Annotated in this window: 8 protein-coding genes; all 8 read right to left on the bottom strand. The window is 74.2% G+C overall.

The genetic code is table 11. The annotated features are described in order from the left end of the window. Positions 1-101: 101 nt before the first annotated feature. The gene (locus ACQRUO_RS10515) at positions 102-10,871 is read right to left on the bottom strand and encodes an amino acid adenylation domain-containing protein (RefSeq protein WP_428315519.1); all 10,770 of its coding nucleotides are present in this window, start codon (positions 10,869-10,871) and stop codon (positions 102-104) included. Then, positions 10,868-15,874 (bottom strand): amino acid adenylation domain-containing protein, encoded by a 5,007-nt coding sequence (locus ACQRUO_RS10510; RefSeq protein WP_428315518.1) that lies wholly within the window; start codon positions 15,872-15,874, stop codon positions 10,868-10,870. Before ACQRUO_RS10510 ends, ACQRUO_RS10515 begins: the two co-directional genes overlap by 4 nt. Before the next feature lie 116 nt (positions 15,875-15,990). After that, positions 15,991-16,215 carry an MbtH family protein gene (locus ACQRUO_RS10505; RefSeq protein WP_428315517.1) on the bottom strand — a complete coding sequence of 75 codons (225 nt, stop codon included), beginning with the start codon at positions 16,213-16,215 and terminating at the stop codon, positions 15,991-15,993. Positions 16,216-16,435: 220 nt separating this feature from the next. After that, positions 16,436-17,677, bottom strand: a complete 1,242-nt coding sequence (locus ACQRUO_RS10500) for an MFS transporter (RefSeq protein WP_428315516.1) — start codon at positions 17,675-17,677, stop codon at positions 16,436-16,438. Beyond that, complete coding sequence (locus tag ACQRUO_RS10495) at positions 17,674-18,630, bottom strand: ornithine carbamoyltransferase (protein WP_428315515.1); 957 nt, start codon at positions 18,628-18,630, stop codon at positions 17,674-17,676. The genes ACQRUO_RS10500 and ACQRUO_RS10495 overlap by 4 nt, the downstream gene beginning before the upstream one ends. A gap of 144 nt (positions 18,631-18,774) precedes the next feature. Further along, positions 18,775-21,099 carry an MMPL family transporter gene (locus ACQRUO_RS10490; protein ID WP_428315514.1) on the bottom strand — a complete coding sequence of 775 codons (2,325 nt, stop codon included), beginning with the start codon at positions 21,097-21,099 and terminating at the stop codon, positions 18,775-18,777. Positions 21,100-21,226: 127 nt separating this feature from the next. Further along, positions 21,227-22,081 (bottom strand): 4'-phosphopantetheinyl transferase family protein, encoded by an 855-nt coding sequence (locus ACQRUO_RS10485; protein WP_428315513.1) that lies wholly within the window; start codon positions 22,079-22,081, stop codon positions 21,227-21,229. Positions 22,082-22,289: 208 nt separating this feature from the next. Then, positions 22,290-22,640 (bottom strand): IS30 family transposase (locus ACQRUO_RS10480; RefSeq protein ID WP_428315512.1); only part of this gene is annotated, 351 nt, incomplete at its 5' end.

Here is a 22,640-nt window from a genome sequence, read left to right as displayed (position 1 = left end):
CGGCGGCCGGACGCGCGAAGAGCCCTGCCCTCGCCGGGGGAACGGCGGGGGCAGGGCTCTTCTCTTCGACGGGGACGGTTCGTCAGGCGCTCGTCAGGGCGTCACCGCCAGTCCGTCAGGCGGGTGTCCGGGCCGGCGCCGGGCTTCAGCGCCGCCGAGGCGGCCTTGACCACCTCGGCGCTGGACTCACCGTTGGTGAGCACCACCAGGCCGGTGCCGCCGTGCACGGTGAACATCGACACCGCCTGGTAGCCGCCGGGCGAGCCGCCGTGGCCGAACTCCACGTCCGGGCCGCTGTTGTCGACGATGGTGCCGAGGCCGAAGAAGCTGGTGCTGTGCGGGGTCAGCAGTTGCTCGGCCAGCTCGCGGTCGAGCAGCGCCAGCGGACGGCCCAGGTAGCTGCGCCGGATCTCCAGCTCCAGCTTGGCCAGGTCGGCCGCGGTGCTCCACAGGCCGGCCGCGGACCGCTCCGGGTGCAGCAGCCAGCCGCCCTCGATGCCCTGGCCCAGCTCGTCGTGCCCGAGCGCGACCGGCAGCCCGGCGAGCTGTGGGTAGTACTGGTCGAAGCTGCTGTGCCGCATGCCCAGCGGCGCGAAGACCAGGCGCTCCACCAGCTGCCCGAACTCCTCGCCGGTCAGGTCGGTGAGCATCTGCTCCAGCACCGTGTAGTGCGCGTTGGACTGCCGGAAGGTACCGGCCTGCTCCTGGCGCACCGGCCCGGTGGCCGGCTGGACCTCGCCGCGCAGCAGCTCGACCGGGGTGGCCACCCGCTGCCCGCGCCGCACGCCGCGGCGCGGGGTCTGGGTCAGCCCGGCGGTGTGGCTGAGCAGCTGGCGGACCGTCACCGTCACGGTGCCGGGCAGCCGCCACGAGCTCAGGTAGCTGTTGACGTCCGTGTCCAGGTCGATCAGGCCCTGCTGGACCAGCCGCAGCACCGCGAACGCGGTGACGTGCTTGCCCCAGGAGCCGACCTGGAACAGCGTGTCGTGGGTGATCGGCTCGGCGCTGCCGGCCGCCAGGGTGCCCAGCGTCTTCAGCGCGACCAGCTCGCCGTTCTCCACCACCGCGATGCTGGCGCCCGGCACCTCGTTCGCCGCCAGCACGCCCAGCAGGGAGTCCAGCGAGAGCGCGGCGCGGTCGACGGCGGCCGGCGCGGGCAGCGGGCCCGCACTGTCGTAGGCCCGCGGGGCGGTGCCCGCCGCCAGGTCCAGCGCGGCGGCCAACTGGCCCAGGGTGTCGTGCTGGTAGAGCATGAACAGGGTCAGCGGCAGTTCGGCCCGCCGGGCGGCGGCCATCACCGCGATCACCAGGATCGAGTCGCCGCCGAGGCGGAAGAAGCTGTCCTCGGTGCCCACCTGCGGCACGCCGAGCACCTCGGCCCAGATCGCGGCCAGCTGCTGCTCGGTGGCGGTGCGCGGGGCGACGTACGCGTGGTCGGCCGTGGTCCACACCTCGGGGTCGGGCAGGATGTTGCGGTCGACCTTGCCGTTGGCGGTCAGCGGGATGGTGTCGAGCTCCACGAAGACCTGCGGGATCATCGTGTCCGGCAGCTCCTGGGCGAGCAGCTCGCGCAGCTCCCGGGCCGGCGCCGGCCGGCCGCCCACCGGGACCAGGTAGCCGATCAGCCGCTGGTGGCCGTGCGGGTCCTCGCGGACCGCGGCGACCGCCTCGGCGATGTACGGCAGGCGGGTCAACGCGGCCTCGATCTCGCCGAGTTCGATCCGCACGCCGCGGATCTTGACCTGGTGGTCGACCCGGCCGAGGAACTCCAGGCCGCCCTCGTCGTTCCAGGCCACCACGTCGCCGGTCCGGTAGAGCCGGGTGCCGGCCGGGCCCCACGGGTCCGGCACGAAGCGCTCGGCGGTCAGCTCGGGCCGCCCGCCGTAGCCGCGGGCCACGCCCACGCCGCCGACGTACAGCTCGCCGGCCACGCCGACCGGCACCGGCTCCATCACCGCGTCCAGCACCCGCAGCTGGGTGTTGCGGACGGACTTGCCGATGGTCACCCGCGCCTCGCCGATCGGGTCCCCGGCGCGCAGCACCGCGTGGGTGACGTCGTCCGAGCACTCGGTCGGGCCGTAGGCGTTGACCATCTTCACCTGCGGGAACCGGGCGAACCAGCGCGTGCACAGGTCCGGCGGCAGCGCCTCGCCGGTGACCACCAGGTGCCGCAGGTGCGGCAGCCGGGCGTCCAGCGCGCCCGCGTCCCAGGCGTCCAGCGCCGCCCGGAGCAGCGAGGGGACCACCTCCAGGACGGTCACCCGCTCGGCGTCCACCCGCGGGATCAGCTCCAGCGGGTTGACCGCGGTGTCGGCGCCGACCACCCGCACCGAACCGCCGACCACCAGGGTGGAGAGCATCTGCCACACCGAGATGTCGAAGGCCATCGAGGCGTTCTGCACCACCGAGTCGGCGGCCGTGATGCCCAGGTCGTCGATCTTCGCGAGCAGGTGGTTGGCCATGCCGCGCCGGTGCACCAGGACGCCCTTGGGGCGGCCGGTGGAGCCCGAGGTGTAGATGACGTAGGCCAGGTCGTCGGCCTCGGCCAGCGGGGCCGGGTCGGTGACCGGCAGGTGCGACCACTCCTCGGGGCGGTCCAGCAGCACCGGCACCGCGGCCAGGCCCGGGGCGGCGGCCAGCAGCGGCGCCATCCGGTGGGTCTCGGTCAGCAGGACGGCGATCTCCGCGTCCTGGGCCATGTAGCCCAGGCGCTCGGCCGGGTACTCCGGGTCGAGCGGCAGGTAGGCGCCGCCCGCCTTGAGCACGGCCAGCACCGCGGTGACGGTGGCCGGCGAGCGGTCGGCGCAGATGCCGACCAGGGTGTCCGGCCCGACGCCCAGCTCGCGCAGGTGGTGGGCGAGCCGGTTGGCCCGCTCGTTGACCTCGCGGTAGCTCAGCCGCACCCCGTCGGCGGTGATCGCCACCCGGTCCGGGGTCAGCGCGGCGTGCCGCTCGAACTCGGCCTCCGCCATCAGCCAGCTCTGCTCCCGCTCGGTGGCGGTCCAGGCGGCCAGCAGCTGCTCGTCCTGCGGCGCCAGCCGGGCGGCACGGGCGTCGCCCTGCGGGTCGGCGGCCATCGCCTCCAGCACGGCCCGGTACATCGCGGCCAGCCGGGCGCCGTTGGCCGGGCTGAGCACCCGGGTGTCGGCGGTGAGGTTGAGCCCGGCGCCGCCGGTGGCGACGCTGAGCGCGAACTCGGTGCTGCCCTCGCCGACGGAGGCCGCCGCGTCGATGTCCGCGCTGTCGAAGCCGCGGAAGTCGTGGTAGTTGAAGATCACGTCGATCAGCCGGCGGCCGCCGGCCACCTCGCGCTGGATCGCCTGCAGCGGGTAGCGGCGGTGCGACCAGAGCTCGACCTCGCGGGCGAAGACCTGCTCGACCAGCTCGCGCCAGGTCCGCGCGGTCCGGCCGGCCGCGAACGGCAGGGTGTTGAGGTACATGCCCTGCACCCGGTCGGCGCCCACCGCCTCGGGGCGCGAGTCGCAGACCAGGCCGACGTGGAAGTCGGCGTCCTCGGTCAGCTGGCCCATCACCTTGAGGTGGGCGGCCAGCAGCACGCTCTTCACCGAGACCTTGGCCTTGGCCGCGAAGGCGCGCAGCGGCTGCTCCAGGTCGCCCAGCGGCACCTGGCTGACGTGCAGCCGGCCCGGCCCGGCCTCGCCCCAGCCCGCCGGCACGGTGACCGCGGCGTGCTGCTCCACGATGCCGCGCCAGTAGCCGCGGTCCGCCTCGGAGTCGAGCGACTCCAGCTCGCCGGCGACAAAGTCGGCGAACCGCACCGCGGGTGCCTGGTGCTCGGCCGGCCGCTCGCCGGCGCGGTGGCTGCGGTACACCTCGACCAGCTCGGTGAGCAGGGCGAACTGGCCCCAGCCCTGGGTCAGCGCGTGCGGCTGGGTGAAGGCCAGGCGCCAGCCGCCGGGCTCCGCCAGGTGCACCGCGACGCGCAGCAGCGGCGGGGTGGCCGGGTCGAAGAGCTCGGCGCGCTCGGCGGCGAAGAAGTCCTCCATCGCCCGGCGGCGCCCCGCCTCGTCCAGCGGGCGCAGGTCGTGCACGGTGACCGGCACGGTCAGCTCGGCGTGCACCAGCTGCAGCGGGGTGCTGTAGCCGACCAGGTCGAAGGAGGTGCGCAGGGTCTCGTGGCGGCGGGTCAGCTCGGCGACGGCGGCGCGCAGCGCGCCCTCGTCGAACGGCTGCTCGTCGCGGACCGCGTAGGAGACGCACTGGTGGTAGGCGGCGTCGCTGCCGGAGAGCATCTCGACCAGCATGCCGAGCTGCACCTGGGTCGCCGGGTAGGCGTCGACCACGTCCGCCGGGACCTTGGCCCGGTCCGCCGCGTCGATCAGGGCGAACGGCGCGACCCCGGTGACCGGCTCGGCGGGGGCCGGGCGGCCGGTGATCAGCTCGCTCAGGCCGGCGACGGTGCGCCGGGCGAAGACGTCCTGCACGGTGAGGTCGAAACCGGCCTTGCGCAGCGCGCCGACCAGCGCGACGGCCCGGATCGAGTCGCCGTCGAGCTCGAAGAAGCCGTCCTCGACGCCGACCCGCTCGACCCCGAGCTCCTGCCGCCAGATCGCGGCGATCTGCTCCTCGACGGGCGTGCGCGGGGCGACGTACTCGGACTCCGCCCGCTGCGCGCTCCGGTCGGGGGCGGGCAGCGCGGCCTTGTCGAACTTGCCGTTGACGGTCAGCGGCATCGCCTCCAGGGTGACGAAGGCGGCCGGGACCATGTACTCGGGCAGCGAGCGGGCCAGCAGCGCCCGCAGCTCGGTCACCGACGGGGCCTGGTCGCCGACCGGCACCAGGTAGCCGACCAGGCGCTCGTCGTGGACCACCACGACGGCCTGGCGGATGCCCGGGTGCTCCAGCATGACGCCGGCGATCTCGCCGAGCTCGATCCGGTAGCCGCGGATCTTCACCTGGGTGTCGATCCGGCCGAGGAACTCCAGCTCGCCGTCCGGCCGGCGCCGGGCCAGGTCACCGCTCCTGTAGAGGCGGGAGCCGGCCGGGCCCCACGGGTCCGGCACGAAGCGCTCGGCGGTCAGCTCCGGGCGGCCGAGGTAGAGCCGCGCCACGCCCGGGCCCGCGACGTGGATCTCGCCCGGGACCCCGATCGGCACCAAGTGGCCCGCGCGGTCCAGCAGATGGATGCGAAGATCACTGAGCGGGCGACCCACCCGATTGCCCGCCAGCGGGTCAAGGTCCGCCTCCTCGATGCGGTAGAAGGTCGAGTGCACGGTCGTCTCGGTGATGCCGTACATGTTGATCAGCTGGGGCCGGTCCAGGCCCATCAGGTCGACCCACGGCCGCAGTTCGGGCACCTCCAGCTTCTCGCCCGCGAAGACCACCGCGCGCAGCTCCAGCTTGCCCAGCCGCGCGTCCCGCTCGACCGCGAAGGAGACCAGCGAGCGGAAGGCCGTCGGGGTCTGCGACAGGACGGTGACGCCCTCGGCGACCAGCAGGTCCAGGAAGTCCTCCGGCGAGCGGGTGACGGCCTGCGGCACCACGACCACCCGGCCGCCGAAGAGCAGCGCGCCCCACATCTCGAAGACCGAGACGTCGAAGGCGTAGGAGTGGAACATCGAGAAGACGTCCCGCTCGTCGAAGGCGTAGTGCTCGTGGGCCGTGGTCATCAGGCGGACCACGTTGGTGTGGGTGAGCACGCAGCCCTTGGGCTTGCCGGTGGAGCCCGAGGTGTAGATCACGTAGATCACGTCGTCGGGGGTGGAGACCGGCTCCGGGTTCACCGCCGGGCGGGCGGCGATCCGCTCGGCGTCGCGGTCGAGCTCCACGAAGGTGCCGGCGTAGACGTCCGCCAGCACCGGCATGGTGCTCGCCGAGACCACCGCGACCTTGGCGCCGGAGTCGGCCAGCGCGTAGCCGAGCCGGTCGCTCGGGTGCGCCGGGTCCAGCGGCAGGTAGCCCGCACCGGACTTGAGGATGCCCAGCAGCGTCGGCAGCAGCAGCTCGCCGCGCTCCAGGCACATGCCGACCAGGTCCTCGGGGCCGACCCCGAGCTCGCGCAGGTGGTGCGCCAGGCGGTTGGCCCGCTCGTTGACCTCGGCGTAGCTGAGCGAGACCGCGCCCGCGGTGACCGCGATCGCGTCGGGGGTGCGGGCGACCTGCTGCTCGAAGAGCTGGTGGACGCAGGCCTCGACCGGGGTCGCCGGCTCGGCGGCGGTGCCGGTGAGCAGCGCGTGCTCGGCGGGCGGCAGCAGGATCGCGGTGGCGTCGCCCTCGGGGTCGGCGACCATCGCCTCCAGCACGGCCCGGTACATCCCGGCCATCCGCTCCAGGTTGGCGGGGCTGATGCAGCGCGGGTTGGCGGTGAGGATGATGTGGCCGGCCCGGGAGGCGACGGTGAGCGGGAACTCGGTCGGGCTGTCGTCGATCGCCTCGGTCTCCTGGTCGAGCAGGTCGCCGTCGATCTGGTGGAAGTCCTGGTAGTTGAAGTAGACCTCCATCAGCCGCTCGGCGCCGCCGAACTCGCGCTGGATCGCGGGCAGCGGGTAGCGCCGGTGCGGCCACAGGCCGACCTCGTGGGCGAAGGTCTGCGCGACCAGCTCGCGCCAGGTGCGCGCGGTGCGGTCCATCGCGAACGGCAGCGTGTTGAGGTACATGCCGAGCACGCGGTCGGCGCCGAGCAGTTCGGGGCGGGCGTCGCAGACCAGGCCGGTGTGGAAGCTCTGCTCCTCGGTGAGCTGGCTGAGCACCTTCAGGTGCGCGGCGATGACCACGCTCTTGAAGGAGGCCTTCGCCTTGGTCGCGAGCGCCCGCAGCGCCGGCTCCAGGTCGCGCAGGTCGGTGCCGGCCTGCACGGTGTGGCGGACCGGGTCGGCCTCGCCCCAGCCGGTGGGGAGCATGAACCGGGCGCGGCCCTGCACGATGCCCCGCCAGTAGCCGCGGTCGTCCTCGTCGGCCAGCGACTCCAGCTCGCCCGCGATGAAGTCGGCGAACCGGGCGTCGGGGGCCTCGGGGCACTGCGGCGCGAGGCCGTCGCGGATCCGGCCGTAGCCGCGCAGGATCTCCATCAGCAGGGAGTGCTGGCTCCAGCCCTCCATGATCGGGTGGCACTCGGTGACCGAGATCCACCAGCCGTGGTCGGTGACGTGGGCGTGGAAGCGCATCAGCGAGGGCACGGTCAGGTCGAACAGGTTGGCGCGCTCGCGGGTGGTGAAGGCGCGCAGCTCGGCCAGCACCTGCTCGGGGGCCAGGCCCCGCAGGTCGCTGCAGCCGGCCGAGACCTCGGCGGCGGCGTGCACCAGCTGCATCGGGCGGGAGTAGCCGCCCAGGTGGATCGAGGTGCGCAGCATCTCGTGCCGCGCGGTGACGAAGCGGACGGCCGCCTCGAAGGCCGCGTGGTCGAAGGGCTGCTCGTCCTTGATCCGGCCGGTGCTGACGTTGTGGTAGTTGTTCTGGCCCTCGTCGGCCAGCATCTCGACCACCATGCCGAGCTGCACCTGGGAGAGCGGGTAGGCGTCGGTGACGCCCGCCGGCAGCAGGGCGCGGTCCTCCGCGGAGATCAGCGCGAACGGCTCGACGGTGGCCAGGACCCGGTCGGTGACCGGACGGCCGGTGATCAGCTCGCTCAGCCCGGCCACGGTGCGGTGCTCGAAGACGTCGCGCACGGCCAGGTCGAAGCCGCTCTCGCGGAGCGCCCCGACCAGGGCGACGGCCTTGATGGAGTCGCCGCCGAGCTCGAAGAAGCCGTCCTCGACGCCGACCCGCTCGACCGCGAGCACCTCGCGCCAGACCGCGGCGACCTGCTCCTCGACCGGGGTGCGCGGCGCGACGTAGGCCGCGGCGGTGCCCAGGGCCTCCTGGTCGGGGGCCGGCAGGGCGCGCTGGTCGAGCTTGCCGTTGACGGTGAGCGGGATGCGGTCCAGCGCGACGAAGGCGGCCGGGACCATGTAGCCGGGCAGCACGGCGGCGCAGTGGCCGGCCAGCTCGCCACCGGTGGGCAGCGCCTCGCCGGCCGGCACCAGGTAGGCCACCAGGCGCTTGTCGCCGGGGGTGTCCTGGCGGGCGACCACCACCGCGTCGGCGACGCCCGGGTGCTCCTGGAGCACCTTGGCGATCTCGCCGAGCTCGATCCGGTAGCCGCGGATCTTCACCTGGGAGTCGATCCGGCCGAGGAACTCCAGGCTGCCGTCGGGGCGGCGCCGGGCCAGGTCGCCGCTGCGGTACAGGCGGGAGCCGGCCGGGCCCCACGGGTCGGGCACGAAGCGCTCGGCGGTCAGCTCCGGACGGTTCAGGTAGCCGCGCGCCACGCCGGGGCCGGCGACGTGGATCTCGCCGGGCACCCCGATCGGGGCCAACTGGCCGTGCTCGTCGAGCAGGTAGCTGCCGAGGTCGCCGAGCGGGTGGCCGATCGCGTTGCCCGCGCCGGCCGCCAGGTCCGCCGCGCCGACCCGGTGGTGGGTCGTGTGCACGGTGGTCTCGGTGATCCCGTACATGTTGATCAGCTCGGGCGTGTCCAGTCCGCGGCGCGCGACCCACTCGCGCAGCGCGGCGAAGTCCAGCGCCTCGCCGCCGAAGACCACGGTGCGCAGCGACAGCGCGGCGGGCTCGGGGCGCAGGCCGTCGACCCGGATCAGCTGGGCGAAGGCGGAGGGCGTCTGGTTCAGCACCGTGACGCCCTGCTCGACCAGCAGGTCCAGGAAGAGCTCCGGGTCCCGCGCGGTCAGGCTCGGCACGATGACCACCCGGCCGCCGTGCAGCACGGCGCCCCAGATCTCCCAGACCGAGAAGTCGAAGGCGTAGCTGTGGAACATCGTCCACACGTCCGCCGGGCCGAAGCCGAACTGCGGGCGGGTGGTGTCGAACAGCCGCAGCACGTTGGCGTGCGAGAGCACCACGCCCTTGGGCTTGCCGGTGGAGCCGGAGGTGTAGATGACGTAGACGGTGTTCTGCGGGCCGGCCAGCGGCTCGGGGTTGGTGACCGGGTCGGCGCCGGTGCCGTCGGTGGACTCGCCGGCCTCGGTGAAGCGGGCGGCGTCCAGCAGTTCGCCGGTGAAGACCTCCGCCAGCAGCGGGCGGGTGGCGGCGTGCACCACGGCGACCGCGGCGCCGGAGTCCGCCAGCACGTAGCCGAGCCGGTCGCTCGGGTTGGCCGGGTCCAGCGGCAGGTAGCCTGCGCCGGACTTGAGCACGCCGAGCAGCATCGGCACCAGCTCCGGGCCGCGCTCCAGGCAGACGCCGACCAGGCTCTCCGGGCCGACCCCCAGGCTGCGCAGGTGGTGCGCCAGCCGGTTGGCCTGCTCGTTGACCTCGGCGAAGGTGAGCTGCCGGCCGTCCGCGACCACCGCGACGGCCTGCGGGGTGCGGGCCGCCCACTCCTCGAAGACCTGGTGCAGCGTCTGCTGCACCGGCGCAGTGGCGCGGTGCCCGTCGAGGGCGCCGGTCAGCACGCCGAGCTCGGCGGCGCCGAGGATCTCCAGCCGGGAGACCGGCAGCGCCGGGTCCGTGGTGGCGTGCTCCAGCAGGGCCGCCAGGTGGGCCGCCAGCCGGGTCGCGGTGCTCGCGTCGAACAGCGCGGTGGCGTACTGCAGGCGGCCGCCGAGGGTGCCGTCGGTGCGCTCCTCGACCTGCAGCAGCAGGTCGTACTTGGCGATGGTGTCCTGCCACTCGAAGGTCTCGACCCGGACGCCGGGCAGCGAGATCGCGTCGTGGCGCTCCTCGTGCCAGGTCAGCGCGACCTGGTGCAGCGGGGTGCGGGAGGGGTCGCGCTCGGGCTGGAGCTCGTCGACCAGGCGGGCGAAGGGCACCTCCTGGTGGTCGAAGGCGTCCAGCACGGTGGTGCGGGCCTGGTCGAGCAGCGCGCCGAAGCCCGGGTCGCCGGCCCAGGCGGCGCGCAGCACCAGGGTGTTGATGCCGTAGCCGATGAGCTGCTGGAGCTCGGGACGGGTGCGTCCGGAGACCACCGTGCCGACGTTGACGTCCGGCCGGCCGCTGTAGCGGGCGATCAGCACCTGGAAGGCGGTCAGCAGCACCGCGAACGGCGTGGTGCCGTGGGCGGTGGCCAGCTCGCGCACCCGGGCGGCGAGGTCGGCCGAGAAGGCCAGCGGGACCTCGGCGCCGGCCGGGTCGCGGTGCTCGGGGCGGGGGCGGTCGGTGGGCAGCTCGGTGGGCAGGCTGCCGCTCAGCCGCTCGCGCCAGTAGCCGAGCTGGCGCTCCAGACCGGTCCCGGCGAGCTGCTCGCGCTGCCAGGCGGCGTAGTCGGCGTACTGCAGCTCCAGCGGGGCGAGCGGGGCGGGGCCGCCCTGCACCGCGGCGGTGTAAAGGGCGCCGAGCTCGCCGCCGAAGACCTTCACCGACCAGGCGTCGCAGGCGATGTGGTGGAAGACCACGGCCAGCACGTGGTGGTCGTCGGCCAGCCGGAACAGGCGGGCCCGGACCGGGCGGTCGGTGGCGAGGTCGAAGGGGGTGCGGGCCTCCTGCTCGACCAGCGCGGTGACCTGCGACTCGGCGTCGGCCGTGCCGCTCAGGTCGACCAGCGGCAGCTCGACCGGGGCGGCCTCGTCGATCAGCTGGACCGGCTCGGTGCCCTGCAGGGCGTACCGGGTGCGCAGGATCTCGTGTCTCTCCAGCACCCCGTTCCAGGCCCGCTCCAGGGCGGCCGCGTCCAGCGTGCCGCGCAGCCGCAGCACCAGCGGCACCAGGTACTCGGCGCTCTCGGGGTCGAGGCGGTTCAGGAACCACATCTGCTGCTGTCCGGCGGACAGGGCCAGGGCACCGCTGCGGTCGGCGCGGCCGATCCCGGCGGGCGCCTTGCCGGCGCCCTTGCGGCCGGCCAGGCGGCTGCGCAGCAGCTCGGCGCGGCGGGCGGCGGCCGCGGCGGCGGCGTTCACGGTCTCGTTCTCGGCGGTGCTCATGCGCTCTGCTCCTCCATCAGCTCGGAGTCGGTCAGCTGGTCGATCTCGGCGGTGATCGCGGCCTCGACGGCCTCGGCCATCTCGGCGATCGTGGGGCCCTCGAAGATGGCCCGGACGGGCAGCGAGATCTCGTACTCGGCCTGGATCTGGGCGATCAGCTTGATCGCCATGATCGAGTTGCCACCGGACTTGAAGAAGTCGTCGTGCACGCCCAGCTCGGTGCCGAGCAGGTCGAGCCAGATCTCGGCGATCCGCTCCTCCACGACGTTGCGCGGGGCGGTCCGCTCCTCCTCGCGCACCTCCTCCGGCGCCGGCAGCGCGGCCCGGTCGACCTTGCCGTTGGCGTTCAGCGGCAGGGCGGCCAGCGGGGTGAAGCTGCTCGGCACCAGGTAGCCGGGCAGGTACTCGGCGCAGTGCGCCGACAGTTCGGCGGCGGTGACCGTGGCACCGGCCGCGGGGACGACGTAGGCGGCCAGTCGGGCGTCGGCCGCCTGGCCCGCGGTCTCGGTGACCAGGGCGACGACCACGGCCTCGGCGACGTCCGGGTGGCGGACCAGCGCGGCCTGCGCCTCGCCGGGCTCGATCCGGTAGCCGCGGATCTTCACCTGGTTGTCGATCCGGCCGAGGAACTCGACCGCCCCTTCGGGCAGCCAGCGGGCCAGGTCGCCGGTGCGGTAGAGCCGGCTGCCCGGGGTGCCGAACGAGTCGGGCAGGAAGCGCTCGGCCGTCAGCCGCGGCTGGTCGGCGTAGCCGCGGGCGACGCTGATGCCGCCGACGTACAGCTCGCCGATCGCGCCGACGGGCAGCGGGCGCAGGCCCTGGTCGAGGACGTACATGGTCAGGTTGGGCAGCGGGCTGCCGATCGGCACGACGCCCGCTCCGCGACCGCGGTGCACCGGGTGGATCGAGGTGCCGACGGAGGCCTCGGTCGGTCCGTACTCGTTGACCAGCCGGCCGTCGCCCAGCCACTGGGCCCACTGCTCGGCCAGCGTGCCCGACAGGGCCTCGCCGGCGACGACCACCACACCGGCCAGCGCGGCGGCCTGCTCCGGCGTCACCTGGCGGGAGAGGATCTCCAGGTGCCCGGGGGTCAGCTTGAGGAAGCTGAACGGTCCGGCGGCGACCAGGCGCGCACCGAGCTCGGAGAGGTCCAGGTCCTGCGGCAGCATGGTCACCCGCTGGCCGCAGAGCAGCGGCGCCCACAGGTTGGGCACCACCAGGTCGAAGGCGACGGAGGAGAAGACCGCGCCACCGCCGGTGCCCCGCGCGGCCAGCTCGGCGACCGCCCACTGCAGGTGGTTGGCCAGGCCGCGGTGCGGCACGGCGACGCCCTTGGGCTTGCCGGTCGAACCGGAGGTGTAGATCACGTAGGCCAGGCGGTCCAGGTCGGCCGTCAGCTGCGGGGCGGTGGCGGGCAGCAGGGCCAGCTGCTCGGCCACGGCGTCGATGCGCACCACCGGGCCGGCGAAACGGCTCGCGAAGCGATCGGCGTAGTCGGTCCGGGTGAGCACCACGGGCGCCTGGGCGTCGGTGGCCATGGTCGCGACGCGACCGGCCGGCCAGCTCGGGTCCATCGGCACGTACGCGGCGCCGGCCTTCCAGACCGCGAGCAGCGCGACCAGCAGGTCCGCACCCCGGTCCAGCAGCACGCCGACCTCGGACTCCTCGACGACCCCGAGCCCGCGCAGGTGGTGCGCCAGGCGGTTGGCCCGGGCGTCCAGTTCGGCGTAGCTGGTCTGCCGGCCGTCCTCGGCCACCGCGACCCGCTCGGGGGTGCGGGCGGCCTGCTGCTCGAAGCGCTGGAGGGTGGTCAGCTCGACCGGGTCGCCCGGGTTGACGGCGAACTCCTCGAGCAGCGTGGCGCGCTCCGCGGCGGGCAGCAGGTCGATCTCGCCGAGCGCCAGCTGCGGGTCCGCGGCGACCGCGGTGAGCAGCCGGACGAAGCGGTCGGCCAGCGCCTGGATGGTGGCCTGGTCGAAGAGCGCGGTGGCGTACTCCAGCTGGCCGGACATCGTGCCGTCGGCGCTGCGGCGCAGGTAGAGGGTGAGGTCGGTGTGGGCCAGGCCCCAGAGGGCGGCCAGCGTGTCCTGGTCCTCGGCCCGCTCGGTGGCGCCGTTGAACTCCTCGTCGTGCAGGTCGAAGGCGACCTGGTAGAGCGGGGTGCGGGAGAGGTCGCGGACCGGCGCCAGCTCGTCGACCAGGCGCTCGAAGGGCAGGTCCTGGTGGCCGAAGGCGTCCTGGCAGACCGCCTTGACCCGGTCCAGCGCGTCGGCGAAGCCGAGGCCGCCGTCCAGCGCGCAGCGCAGCACCAGGCTGTTCAGGAAGAAGCCGACGACGTTCTCCACCTCGGCGCGGTCCCGGCCGGCGACCGGGGTGCCGATCGGCACGTCCCACTGGTTGCCCTGGCGGGCGAGCAGCGTGGCGAAGCCGGTCAGCAGCGTGGCGAACGGGGTCGCGCCGTGCGCGCGGCCGAGCGAGGTGAGCCGGCTGACGGTCTGCTCGGGGATGGTGAAGAAGACCGCCGAGCCCCGGCCGTCGCGGACCGCGGCGCGCGGCCGGTCGGTCGGCAGGGCCAGCGGGGTGAGGTCGGCCAGCACCTCGCGCCAGTGGGCGAGTTCGCCCCCCAGCAGCTCCTCGGAGAGCTGCGCGCGCTGCCAGCTCGCGTAGTCGGCGTACTGGACGGCCAGCTCAGGCAGCTGCGGCTCGCGCCCCTCGGCGGCGGCCGCGAGCAGCTCGGTGAGCTCGCGCTCCAGGATCGCGGAGGACCAGCCGTCGGTGACGATGTGGTGCATCGTCAGCACCAGCACCTGCTCCTCGCCGGGCAGCCGGGCCAGCAGGGCGCGCAGCAGCGGACCGTGCTCCAGGTCGAAGCCGCGGGCGAACTCCGCGCTGAGCAGCTCGGTCAGCTCCGCCCGGTCCACGTCCAGCTCGCGCAGCTCCACCGGGAAGGGCGGCCGGACGAACTGGAGCGACTCGCCGTCGACCACCGCGTACCGGGTGCGCAGCACCTCGTGCCGGGCGACCAGCGCGTCCACCGCGCCGCCCACCCGGGCGGCCGGGGTGTCCGCGGGCAGCCGCAGGAACATGCCGGCGACCCACTCGGCGCTCTGCGGGTTCATCCGGTCCATGAACCAGAGCCGCTGCTGGCCGAAGGAGAGCGGCAGGCCGGCGGTGCGGTCGGCGACCGGCTCGATCGCGGCGGTGGCACCGGTGCGCGCGGGGGCGATCAGCTGGGCCTGCGCCTCGACGGTGCTGGCGGCCAGCAGGGCCCGCAGCTTGACCTCGCAGCCGAAGAGCCGGCCGAGCCGGTTGGCGAGCCGGGTCAGCTGCAGCGAGGTGCCGCCGAGGTGGAAGAAGTCGTTGTCCAGGCCCACCTGCTCGACCTTCAGCAGCTCCTGCCAGACCTCGGCGATCCGCTGCTCGGTCTCGGTGCGCGGCGCCCGGTAGGCGGTGCGGGTGCCGCCGGCGTCCAGGCCGGGGGCCGGCAGCGCCTTGCGGTCGACCTTGCCGCTGGAGGTCAGCGGGAACTCCTCGACCTCGATGAAGGTGGCCGGGACGTGGGTCTCGGGCAGCCGCTCGCGCAGGAAGCCGCGCAGCTCGCCGAGGATGTCGCCGCCCCGGGTCTGCACGTACGCCGCCAGGCGCAGGCCGCCGTCGGGGGCGGTGAAGGTGGTGACGATGGCGCCGCCGACGCCCGGGTGGGCGACCAGCGCGCACTCGACCTCGCCGGGCTCGATCCGCACGCCGTTGACCTTGGCCTGGTCGTCGGCGCGACCCAGGTACTCCAGCACCCCGTCCTTGCGCCAGCGCACCCGGTCGCCGGTGCGGTAGAGCCGGGAGCCGTCCTTGGCGAAGGCGTCCGGCACGAAGCGGTCGGCGGTGAGGTCCGGGCGACCCAGGTAGCCGCGGGCGACGCCGACGCCACCGGCGCACAGCTCGCCGGCGACCCCGATCGGCACCGGGCGGCCGTTGGCGTCGGCCACCAGCACCCGCATGTTCTCCAGCGGCCGGCCGATCGGCACCGGGCCGGTCAGCTGGGCGCGGTCGAAGCGGTGCGCGGTGACGTCGATGGAGCACTCGGTCGGGCCGTAGGTGTTCCACACCTCGACGTCCACCAGGCCCAGCACCCGCTGCACCAGCTCGGCGTGCAGCGCCTCGCCGGCCGAGAAGAGCAGCCGCAGCGAGCCGCACTCCGCCCAGCCCGGCTCCTCGACCAGCAGCCGCAGCACCGAGGGCACCACCTGGAGCACGGTGACCCCGTACTCGGCCGCCGCCCGCAGCAGCACGGCCGGGTCGCGCTCGGCCCCGGCCGGGGCCAGCACGACCGCACCACCGGCGATCAGCGGGGCGAAGACCTCCCAGCAGTGCGCGTCGAAGGTCAGCGCGGTCTTCTGCAGCACCCGGTCGTCCGCGCCGAGGCCCGGACCGCTGAGCAGCCAGCCGACCCGGTTGCCGATGCCGGCCTGGGTGACCACGACGCCCTTGGGCGTGCCGGTCGAGCCGGAGGTGTAGATGACGTAGGCGATCGCCGCGGGGTCCGCCACGGCGACGGGGGCGGTGGCGGGCAGGTCGGCGACCCGCTCGGCCAGGCCGCTGATCGCCACCGCGGGCACGCCCGCGTTGGCGAACACCCCGGCCACCGCGTCCTCGGTCAGCACCAGCGAGGCGCCGCCGTCCTTGACGATCCAGTCGAGCCGGGCGAACGGCTGGTCGGGGTCGAGCGGCAGGTAGGCACCGCCCGCCCGCCAGACCGCGAGCAGCGCGACCACCAGGTCGGCGCTGCGGCGCAGGCAGATCCCGACCACCCGGTCCGGTCCCACGCCCTCGGCCCGCAGGAAGTGGGCGAGCCGGTTGGCCCGCGCGTCGAGCTGGGCGTAGCTGAGCTCGACCCGCCCGTCGACCACGGCGACCCGGTCCGGCGTGGCGGCCGCCTGGCGGGCGACCAGCTCGTGGACGGGGGTGAACTCGCCGGTTGAGCCGTTCGACCACGACTCGGACTTCATAGGTACTCCTCATACGGTCGGCAGCTGCCGATGGGCGGGGTCGAGGTGCTGGGTGGTGGGGAGGTGGGGGTGGGTGGTGCCCGGTGGGTGGTGTCGGGTGGGTGGTGCCGGGTGGGTCAGGCAGCGGCGGCGGTCTGCTCCATCCGCCGGCGCAGGCTCAGCGGGCGCATGTCGGTCCACACCTCGGCGATGTGCGCCAGGCACTCCTCACGGGTGCCGGTGAAGCCCTCGGCGCGCCAGCCGGCGGGCAGCTCGCGGTCCGCGGACCAGATCGAGTACTGCTCCTCGTCGTTGAGCACCACGTGGAAGGACGGCGCGGTGGCGGTCTGTGCACTGGACATGGGGTTCTCCTCAGACTTCACGAGTCGTGTTCTGGTCCGGTGCAGGGCGCTGCGGCCCCGGCCGGTCTCTGCGTTGCGACCAGCCTCGGGGGCGGGTCTATACGGAAGCTCTTCGACCGCTACGACCCGGACATACGACGACGGCCCGCCGGAGCACGTCTCCTCGACGTCTCCGACGGGCCGCCCGTCAGCTCTTCGACCGACTCCGGTCGTCCTCCGGTCAGGCCGCGGTGCCGCTGCTCCTGACCGCCGGGGTGAGCACCGCCGCGACGGCCATCACCGCCATCGCCGCCGCCACCCCCAGCACGGTGGTCCGGGTGCCGAGCGCCGCCAGCAGCACGCCGCCGGCCAGCGCCCCGGCCGAGTTCATCCCCGAGCTCGCCAGCGCGAAGACGCTGGTCACCCGCCCCTGCAACTGGTCGGGGGTGACCTGGACCTGGTGCACCCCGGCCACCACGTTGACCAGCGCGCCCGCGAAGCTCATGCCCGCGAAGAGCGCGCCCAGCAGCACCGGCGCACTGGTGAAGGCGACCGGCAGCACCAGCAGCGCCCAGGCCACCAGGGTGCCGCAGATCAGCACCGACATCGGCACCCGGCGCATGCACCGCGGCCCGGCCAGCGCCCCGGCCACCCCGCCCACGCCGGAGGCCATGCCGACCAGCCCGATGGTCAGCGGCGAGCCGCCGTGCCGGCGCACCACCAGGACCAGCGCCAGCGCCAGCACCTGGAAGAGCAGGTTGCTGCCCGCGATCAGCACCACCGCGGCCCGCATGAACCGCTGCTGCCAGACCCAGGCCAGCCCCTCGCCGACCTCGGTGCGCAGCCGCCGCGGCTCGACGGTCCGGGTCTCCTGGAGGTCCTTGCGGATCAGCATCAGGGTCACCAGCGCCACCAGGTGCGCCAGCGCCGCGACGCCGAACGGCGCCCAGCCCGCCAGGGTGAACAGCCCGCTGCCGGCCGGCCCACCGACCAGGCCGGCGGCCTGCCCGCGGGCCTCGTTCTGGCCGAGTGCGGAGGAGAGCTGGTCCGGCGGGACGAGGTTGCGCACCGCCGCCCGCTCGGCCAGCCGGTAGACCAGCGCCGCGCTGCCCTCGGCGAAGGCCGCCACCATCAGCAGCGGCAGCCAGAGCCCGCCGTGCAGCACCATCGCGGCCACCGAGCCCATGGCCAGCAGGCCGACCAGGTCGCAGCCCAGCATCACCCGGCGCCGGTCGAAGCGGTCCACCGCCACCCCGGCCGGCAGCTGCACCAGCAGCTGCGGCAGCACGGCGGCGAAGCCCACCAGACCGGCGGTGACCGGCGAGCCGCCCTGCCAGACGACCAGCAGGGGGTAGGCGACGGTGCCGGCCCGCAGGCCCAGCATCGAGACACCGGCGCCGATCCAGAGCAGCAGGAAGTCCCGGTTGCGGCGCAGCGGTTCGGCCGGCGCCGCGGGCGGGGCCACGACCGTGGCGGTGGTCATCGCAGCGCCTCCCCGTTCAGGTCGCAGAGCGCGCCGGTGCGGCACCACTCCAGCACCGCCATGGCGCTGTACATCTTGTTGGCCGCCTGGTCGAAGGCGATGCTGGCCGGACCGTCCAGCACCTCGGCGGTGACCTCCTCGCCGCGGTGGGCGGGCAGGTCGTGCAGGAAGGCGGCCTTCGGGCTCCGCTCCCAGAGCGCGGCGGTGACCTGGAACGGCGCGAACGCCTCGCGCCAGTTCGGGTCGCCCTTCGAGGTGCCGGTGGTCTGCCAGCGCGAGGTGTAGACGGCGTCCACGTCCTGCGGCAGTTCGGCCATGTCGTGCCGCTCGACCAGGGTGGCGCCGGTCCGCGCCGCGTGCGCCAGCGCCGTGGCCCGGATCTCCTCGGCGAGGCCGAACCCGGGCGGGGTGCGCAGCTCCAACTCGACCCGGGCGAACCGCATCAGGCCGAGCGCCAGGGCCGCCGCGGTGTTGTTGCCCTCGCCGACGTACAGCACCCGCAGGCCCTCGATCCGCCCGAACCGACGCAGCAGCGTGGTCAGGTCGGTCAGGCCCTGGGTGGGGTGCTCGTCGGCGCTCATCGCGTTGACCACCGACATCCGGTCCTGGTCGGCCCAGGCCCGCAGTTCGGCGGTCTCGCCCGCGGTCCGGGCGACCAGGACGTCCAGCATCCGGGAGAAGACCTGCCCGGTGTCCTGGGTGGTCTCGCCGGTGTTCAGCTGGAGGTCGTCCGGGCCGTAGCCGACGATCGCCCCGCCCAGGCGCAGCGCCCCGGCGGAGAAGGCCGTCCGGGTCCGGGTCGAGGTCTTGCGGAAGTAGATCCCGGTGACCGCCCCGTCGAGCGGACGCGCCGGCCCGCCCCGCCCGTCCGCGAAGGCGGCCCCCCGGGCCACCACGGAGTGCAGGTCGGCATCGGTGAGGTCGTCGAGAGAGATGAGGTGGCGTGCGGCCACGGCGTGCTCCTGAGGGTTCGTCCAAACGGGGCGGTCGGCGGAGGGTGGGGGGATCGGTCGGGAACCGGTCGGGATCAGCGGCAGGGCCCGCCGCCTGCCTGGGGCAGCCACGGCGGGCCCTTGGGGTATGTCCGGGCTCGGGGCTCAGACCCGAGCGGGCTCGTGCTGGGTCTCGAGGACCGCGATGTCGTACTCCGGCACGGCGAACTCCTCGGCGGTGTCCGGGTCGGTGTCCGTGGCGGTGTCCGCGGTGTCGTCCGCGGCCGGGGCGTCGGCGAGGTCCTCGGCGTCCACCTCGCCCTCCACCGACAGGCTCGGCATCCAGGCCAGCCAGCCGGGCAGCGTCCAGGCCCGCTCGCCGAGCAGCGCGAGCGCCGAGGGCAGCAGGATGCCGCGGACCAGCGTGGCGTCGATCAGCACCGCGACGGCCATACCGACGCCGAGCATCTTGTAGTCGGCCAGCGACAGCGTGCCGAAGATCGAGAAGACCGCGATCATGACCACCGCCGCGCTGGTCACCACGCCCGCGCTGCCGGAGATGCCCTTGGTGACGGCCAGTCGGCCGTCCGCGCCGCGCAGGTGCAGCTCGCGGATCCGGCTCAGGATGAAGACGTGGTAGTCCATCGAGAGGCCGAAGAGGATCACGAACATGAAGAGCGGGAGCCAGCTGATCACGCCGCCGTAGGGGTGGAAGCCGATCAGCGAACTGCCGTGCCCGTCCTGGAAGATCCAGGTCATGACGCCGTACGCGGCGCCGATCGAGACCAGGTTGAGCAGGATCGAGACCAGCGGCACCGCCAGCGAGCGGAAGGCCGCGACCAGCAGCAGGAAGGCGAAGCCGAGCACGAAGGCGAAGACCACCGGGATGCTGCTGCGCACCGCACCGGCGAAGTCCGAGACGGCGGTCTCGCCGGTCACCGCGTACTTCAGGCCGGAGACCTTGCCGAGGCTGGCCGGCAGGGCCTGCTGGCGCAGCGTGTTCAGGGCCGCCACGGCTGGCGCGTCACTGGTGTTGCCGGCCAGCGGCACGTAGATCACCACGGTGTTGTTGCCGGGCTCGCCGACCGGCGTCACGGCCACCGGCTCGTGCAGCGCGCCGCCGCTGGCGGCGACCTGCTGGTGCAGGGCGGCGACCGCCTGGTCGAACTGCGGGGTGTGGATCACGGCGCCGCGGGCCACCACGATGGCCGGCGCGGGGCTGCCGGGGAAGGCGTCCTGGATGGCCACCATGTTGGCGATCTCCGGGACGCTGCGCGGCAGTTCGTCCTGCAGGCTCGGGTCGGCCAGCCGCATGTTCAGTGCCGGCACGGCGGCGACCAGCAGCAGCGCCAGCACCGCACCGCCCCAGGCCAGCGGCCGCTTGACGACCTGACCGACCAGCGAGGCCCACATCCGCGAGTCGCGGGCGGCGGCCCGGCGACGGCCCAGCCAGGGCAGCCGGCCGGCGTCCATCCGCTTGCCGAGCATCGAGAGCAGGGCGGGCAGCGCGGTCAGCGAGCCGACCACGGCCAGCAGCACCACCATGATGGTGCCCAGCGTCATCCCGGTGAAGGTGTCGATCCCGGTGAACAGCAGCCCGGCCATCGAGACCATCACGGTCAGGCCGGAGACCGCCACCGCCCGGCCCGAGGTGGCCGCGGTGATCCGCAGCGCCTGCTCCGGGCTGCGGCCGGCGAGCCGCTCCTCCCGGACCCGGCGCAGGTAGAAGAGCGAGTAGTCGACGCCGACGGCCATGCCGACCAGCAGCACCACCGAGGCGGCCGAGTTGTTGACCGGCACCCAGCGGCCGGCCAGGTGCATCAGCCCGAGCGCCGCCGCCACCGCGGTGATCGACAGCACCACCGGGATGCCGGCCGCGACCAGCGCACCGAAGACCACCAGCAGCACCAGCAGGGTCAGCGGCACCGAGGTCTGCTCGGCCTGCGCGAAGTCCTTCGCGGTGGCCTTGGAGACGGCCTGGTTGACGCTCGCGTCACCGGCCTCGACGATCTTCACCTGCGGGTGCGCGGCGGCCACCTTGGCCACCGCCTGCTCGGCCTGCGCGACCGTGGTGTCCGCGTTGTCCCAGCCGTAGCCCGAACCGGCCAGCTGGAAGGTGACCAGCACCGAACGGCCGTCGGCCGCGATCAGGCCCTTGTTCGCCGGCTCGGTCGGGTCCTGGACGTTGGTCAGGGTGTCGGCGGGCAGCGCCCGCAGCGCGGCGGCGACCTCGCCGGCGGCCGCGCGCATCGCGGTGTCGGAGGCGAAGCCCGCACTGCCCGCGCCGGCCTGGATCAGCACGCTCTCCGCCGGGGGACGGGAGTTGGGGCCGGCCTGGTCGATCATCCGCTGGGCCACCCCGGACTCGCCCGGGTCGTAGCTCTTCGGGCCCTTGCCGCCCAGCACCGAGCCGACGGCGAGCGCCAGCACGACGAAGGCGAGCCAGCCGAACAGGGCGGTTTTTCTGTGCCTGGCGGACCAGCCGGTCACCCGCTCGATCAGCGGCGGCCTGTGGTGGGGTCGGGCATGACGGTCAGTCCGTTCGACGGGGGTCGGCACGGCCATCTCCTCTTCTCCGGTGCTGCTCACTCAGAGATCTGGTGGGTCGGGTCGGTTGTCACGATGCGCGCACGGGCGTCCGCCGGGCCGCCGGGTGCGCGTCTGCTGTCGGGTCGTTCGGGGTGCGGCCGGCCGGGGTGCGGCCGCTCGGGGTGGCGGCGGTCGCGGTGGCGGCGCCCTGGGTGTAGGCGCGCACCACCAGTTCGCCGGCGCCCGCGGGCTCGCGGGCGATGGCGGCCCAACGGCCGCCGCCGATCTGCAGGTCCGTAACCGCCCAGACCCCGGGGCCGGTCACGGCGGAGTGCCGGACCAGCACGGGGCCGGGCTGGGCCGGCTGCACGTCGACCGCGCTCACGTCGGCCATCAGGCCGATGCCGCTGGCCTTGAGCACGGCCTCCTTGCGGGTCCAGCAGCGCAGGAACTCACCGAACCGGCGGTCCTCGTCGGGCTGGGCGCGCAGGTGCGCGAGTTCGCTCGCGGAGAGCACCATGGGCGCCACCTGCTCGGCGTCCACGAAGGTCAGGGCGGCCTCCAGGTCCACGCCGAGCTGGCGGCCCAGCGTGATCCCCAGCAGCCAGTGCGGGCCGGAGCGGGAGAGGCTGTAGCTCAACTCGCTCTGCGGCCACACCACGCAGGGCGCACCGTGGTCGGTGCCGCCGCACTCGGGGCAGCGCAGCCGCCCCATCCGCAGTCCGGCGGGCTCGGTGTCCAGGTAGCCGGCCAGGATCCGGCGGACGGCGACGTGCGCGCCCGCGTAGTACCGGCCGGGCTGCTCCGCCATCTGCCGGGCCCGGTCCCGCTCGGCCGCCGAGAGCACCGCGAGGTCGTCGGCGCCCAGCGGGCCGCCGGTGGTGCCGTGCCAGACATGCGTGACGCCGGCGTCGAAGACCGCTCGCCGGTCGCCAGCGTCCATCGGTCTGCTCCCTTCATCGGCTCCCGGGGGCGGGAGACTTGCCTCGACCCAGCGTCGGGGCAGCCCCTATCCGAGGCCTATGCGGCAGCTATACGACTCCGACCTGCGGAAACGGGCAGAGCAGACGGACCGCCAGGGAGCGGGAACGCCGACGCCCCCGTGACCGGGTGGTGGTTTCCAGGGGTCGTTGCAACACGTGGCTGGTTGATCAAGCTGCGAGCAGTTTATGCAGGCGCTCGGCTGGGGTTTCCCAGCCGAGCGTTTTGCGTGGGCGGCCGTTGAGCTCGGCGGCGACAGCCGCGAGGTGTTCCGGGCCGTGGGCGGACAGGTCGGTGCCCTTGGGGAAGTACTGCCGTAGCAGGCCGTTGGTGTTCTCGTTGGACCCGCGCTGCCATGGGCTGGCCGGGTCGCAGAAGTAGACCGGAATGCCGGTGGCGACGGTGAACGAGCCGTGGGCGGCCATCTCGGCGCCCTGGTCCCAGGTCAGCGACCGGACCAGGTGGGTGGGCAGGGTCCGCACGGTGTCCACCAGGGCATCGCGGACCTGCTCGGCGGCGCG

The organism is Kitasatospora sp. LaBMicrA B282 (genome assembly GCF_050325825.1).
Taxonomy (GTDB): domain Bacteria; phylum Actinomycetota; class Actinomycetes; order Streptomycetales; family Streptomycetaceae; genus Kitasatospora.
This window is presented reverse-complemented; position numbering and strand designations above follow the sequence as displayed.

Excerpts from the sequence above, each read along its gene's own strand:
- ACQRUO_RS10500 (WP_428315516.1), bottom strand. The coding sequence starts at position 17,677 with ATGACCACCGCCACGGTCGTGGCCCCGCCCGCGGCGCCGGCCGAACCG.
- ACQRUO_RS10515 (WP_428315519.1), bottom strand. The coding sequence starts at position 10,871 with ATGAGCACCGCCGAGAACGAGACCGTGAACGCCGCCGCCGCGGCCGCC.
- ACQRUO_RS10510 (WP_428315518.1), bottom strand. The coding sequence starts at position 15,874 with ATGAAGTCCGAGTCGTGGTCGAACGGCTCAACCGGCGAGTTCACCCCC.
- ACQRUO_RS10485 (WP_428315513.1), bottom strand. The coding sequence starts at position 22,081 with ATGGACGCTGGCGACCGGCGAGCGGTCTTCGACGCCGGCGTCACGCAT.
- ACQRUO_RS10505 (WP_428315517.1), bottom strand. The coding sequence starts at position 16,215 with ATGTCCAGTGCACAGACCGCCACCGCGCCGTCCTTCCACGTGGTGCTC.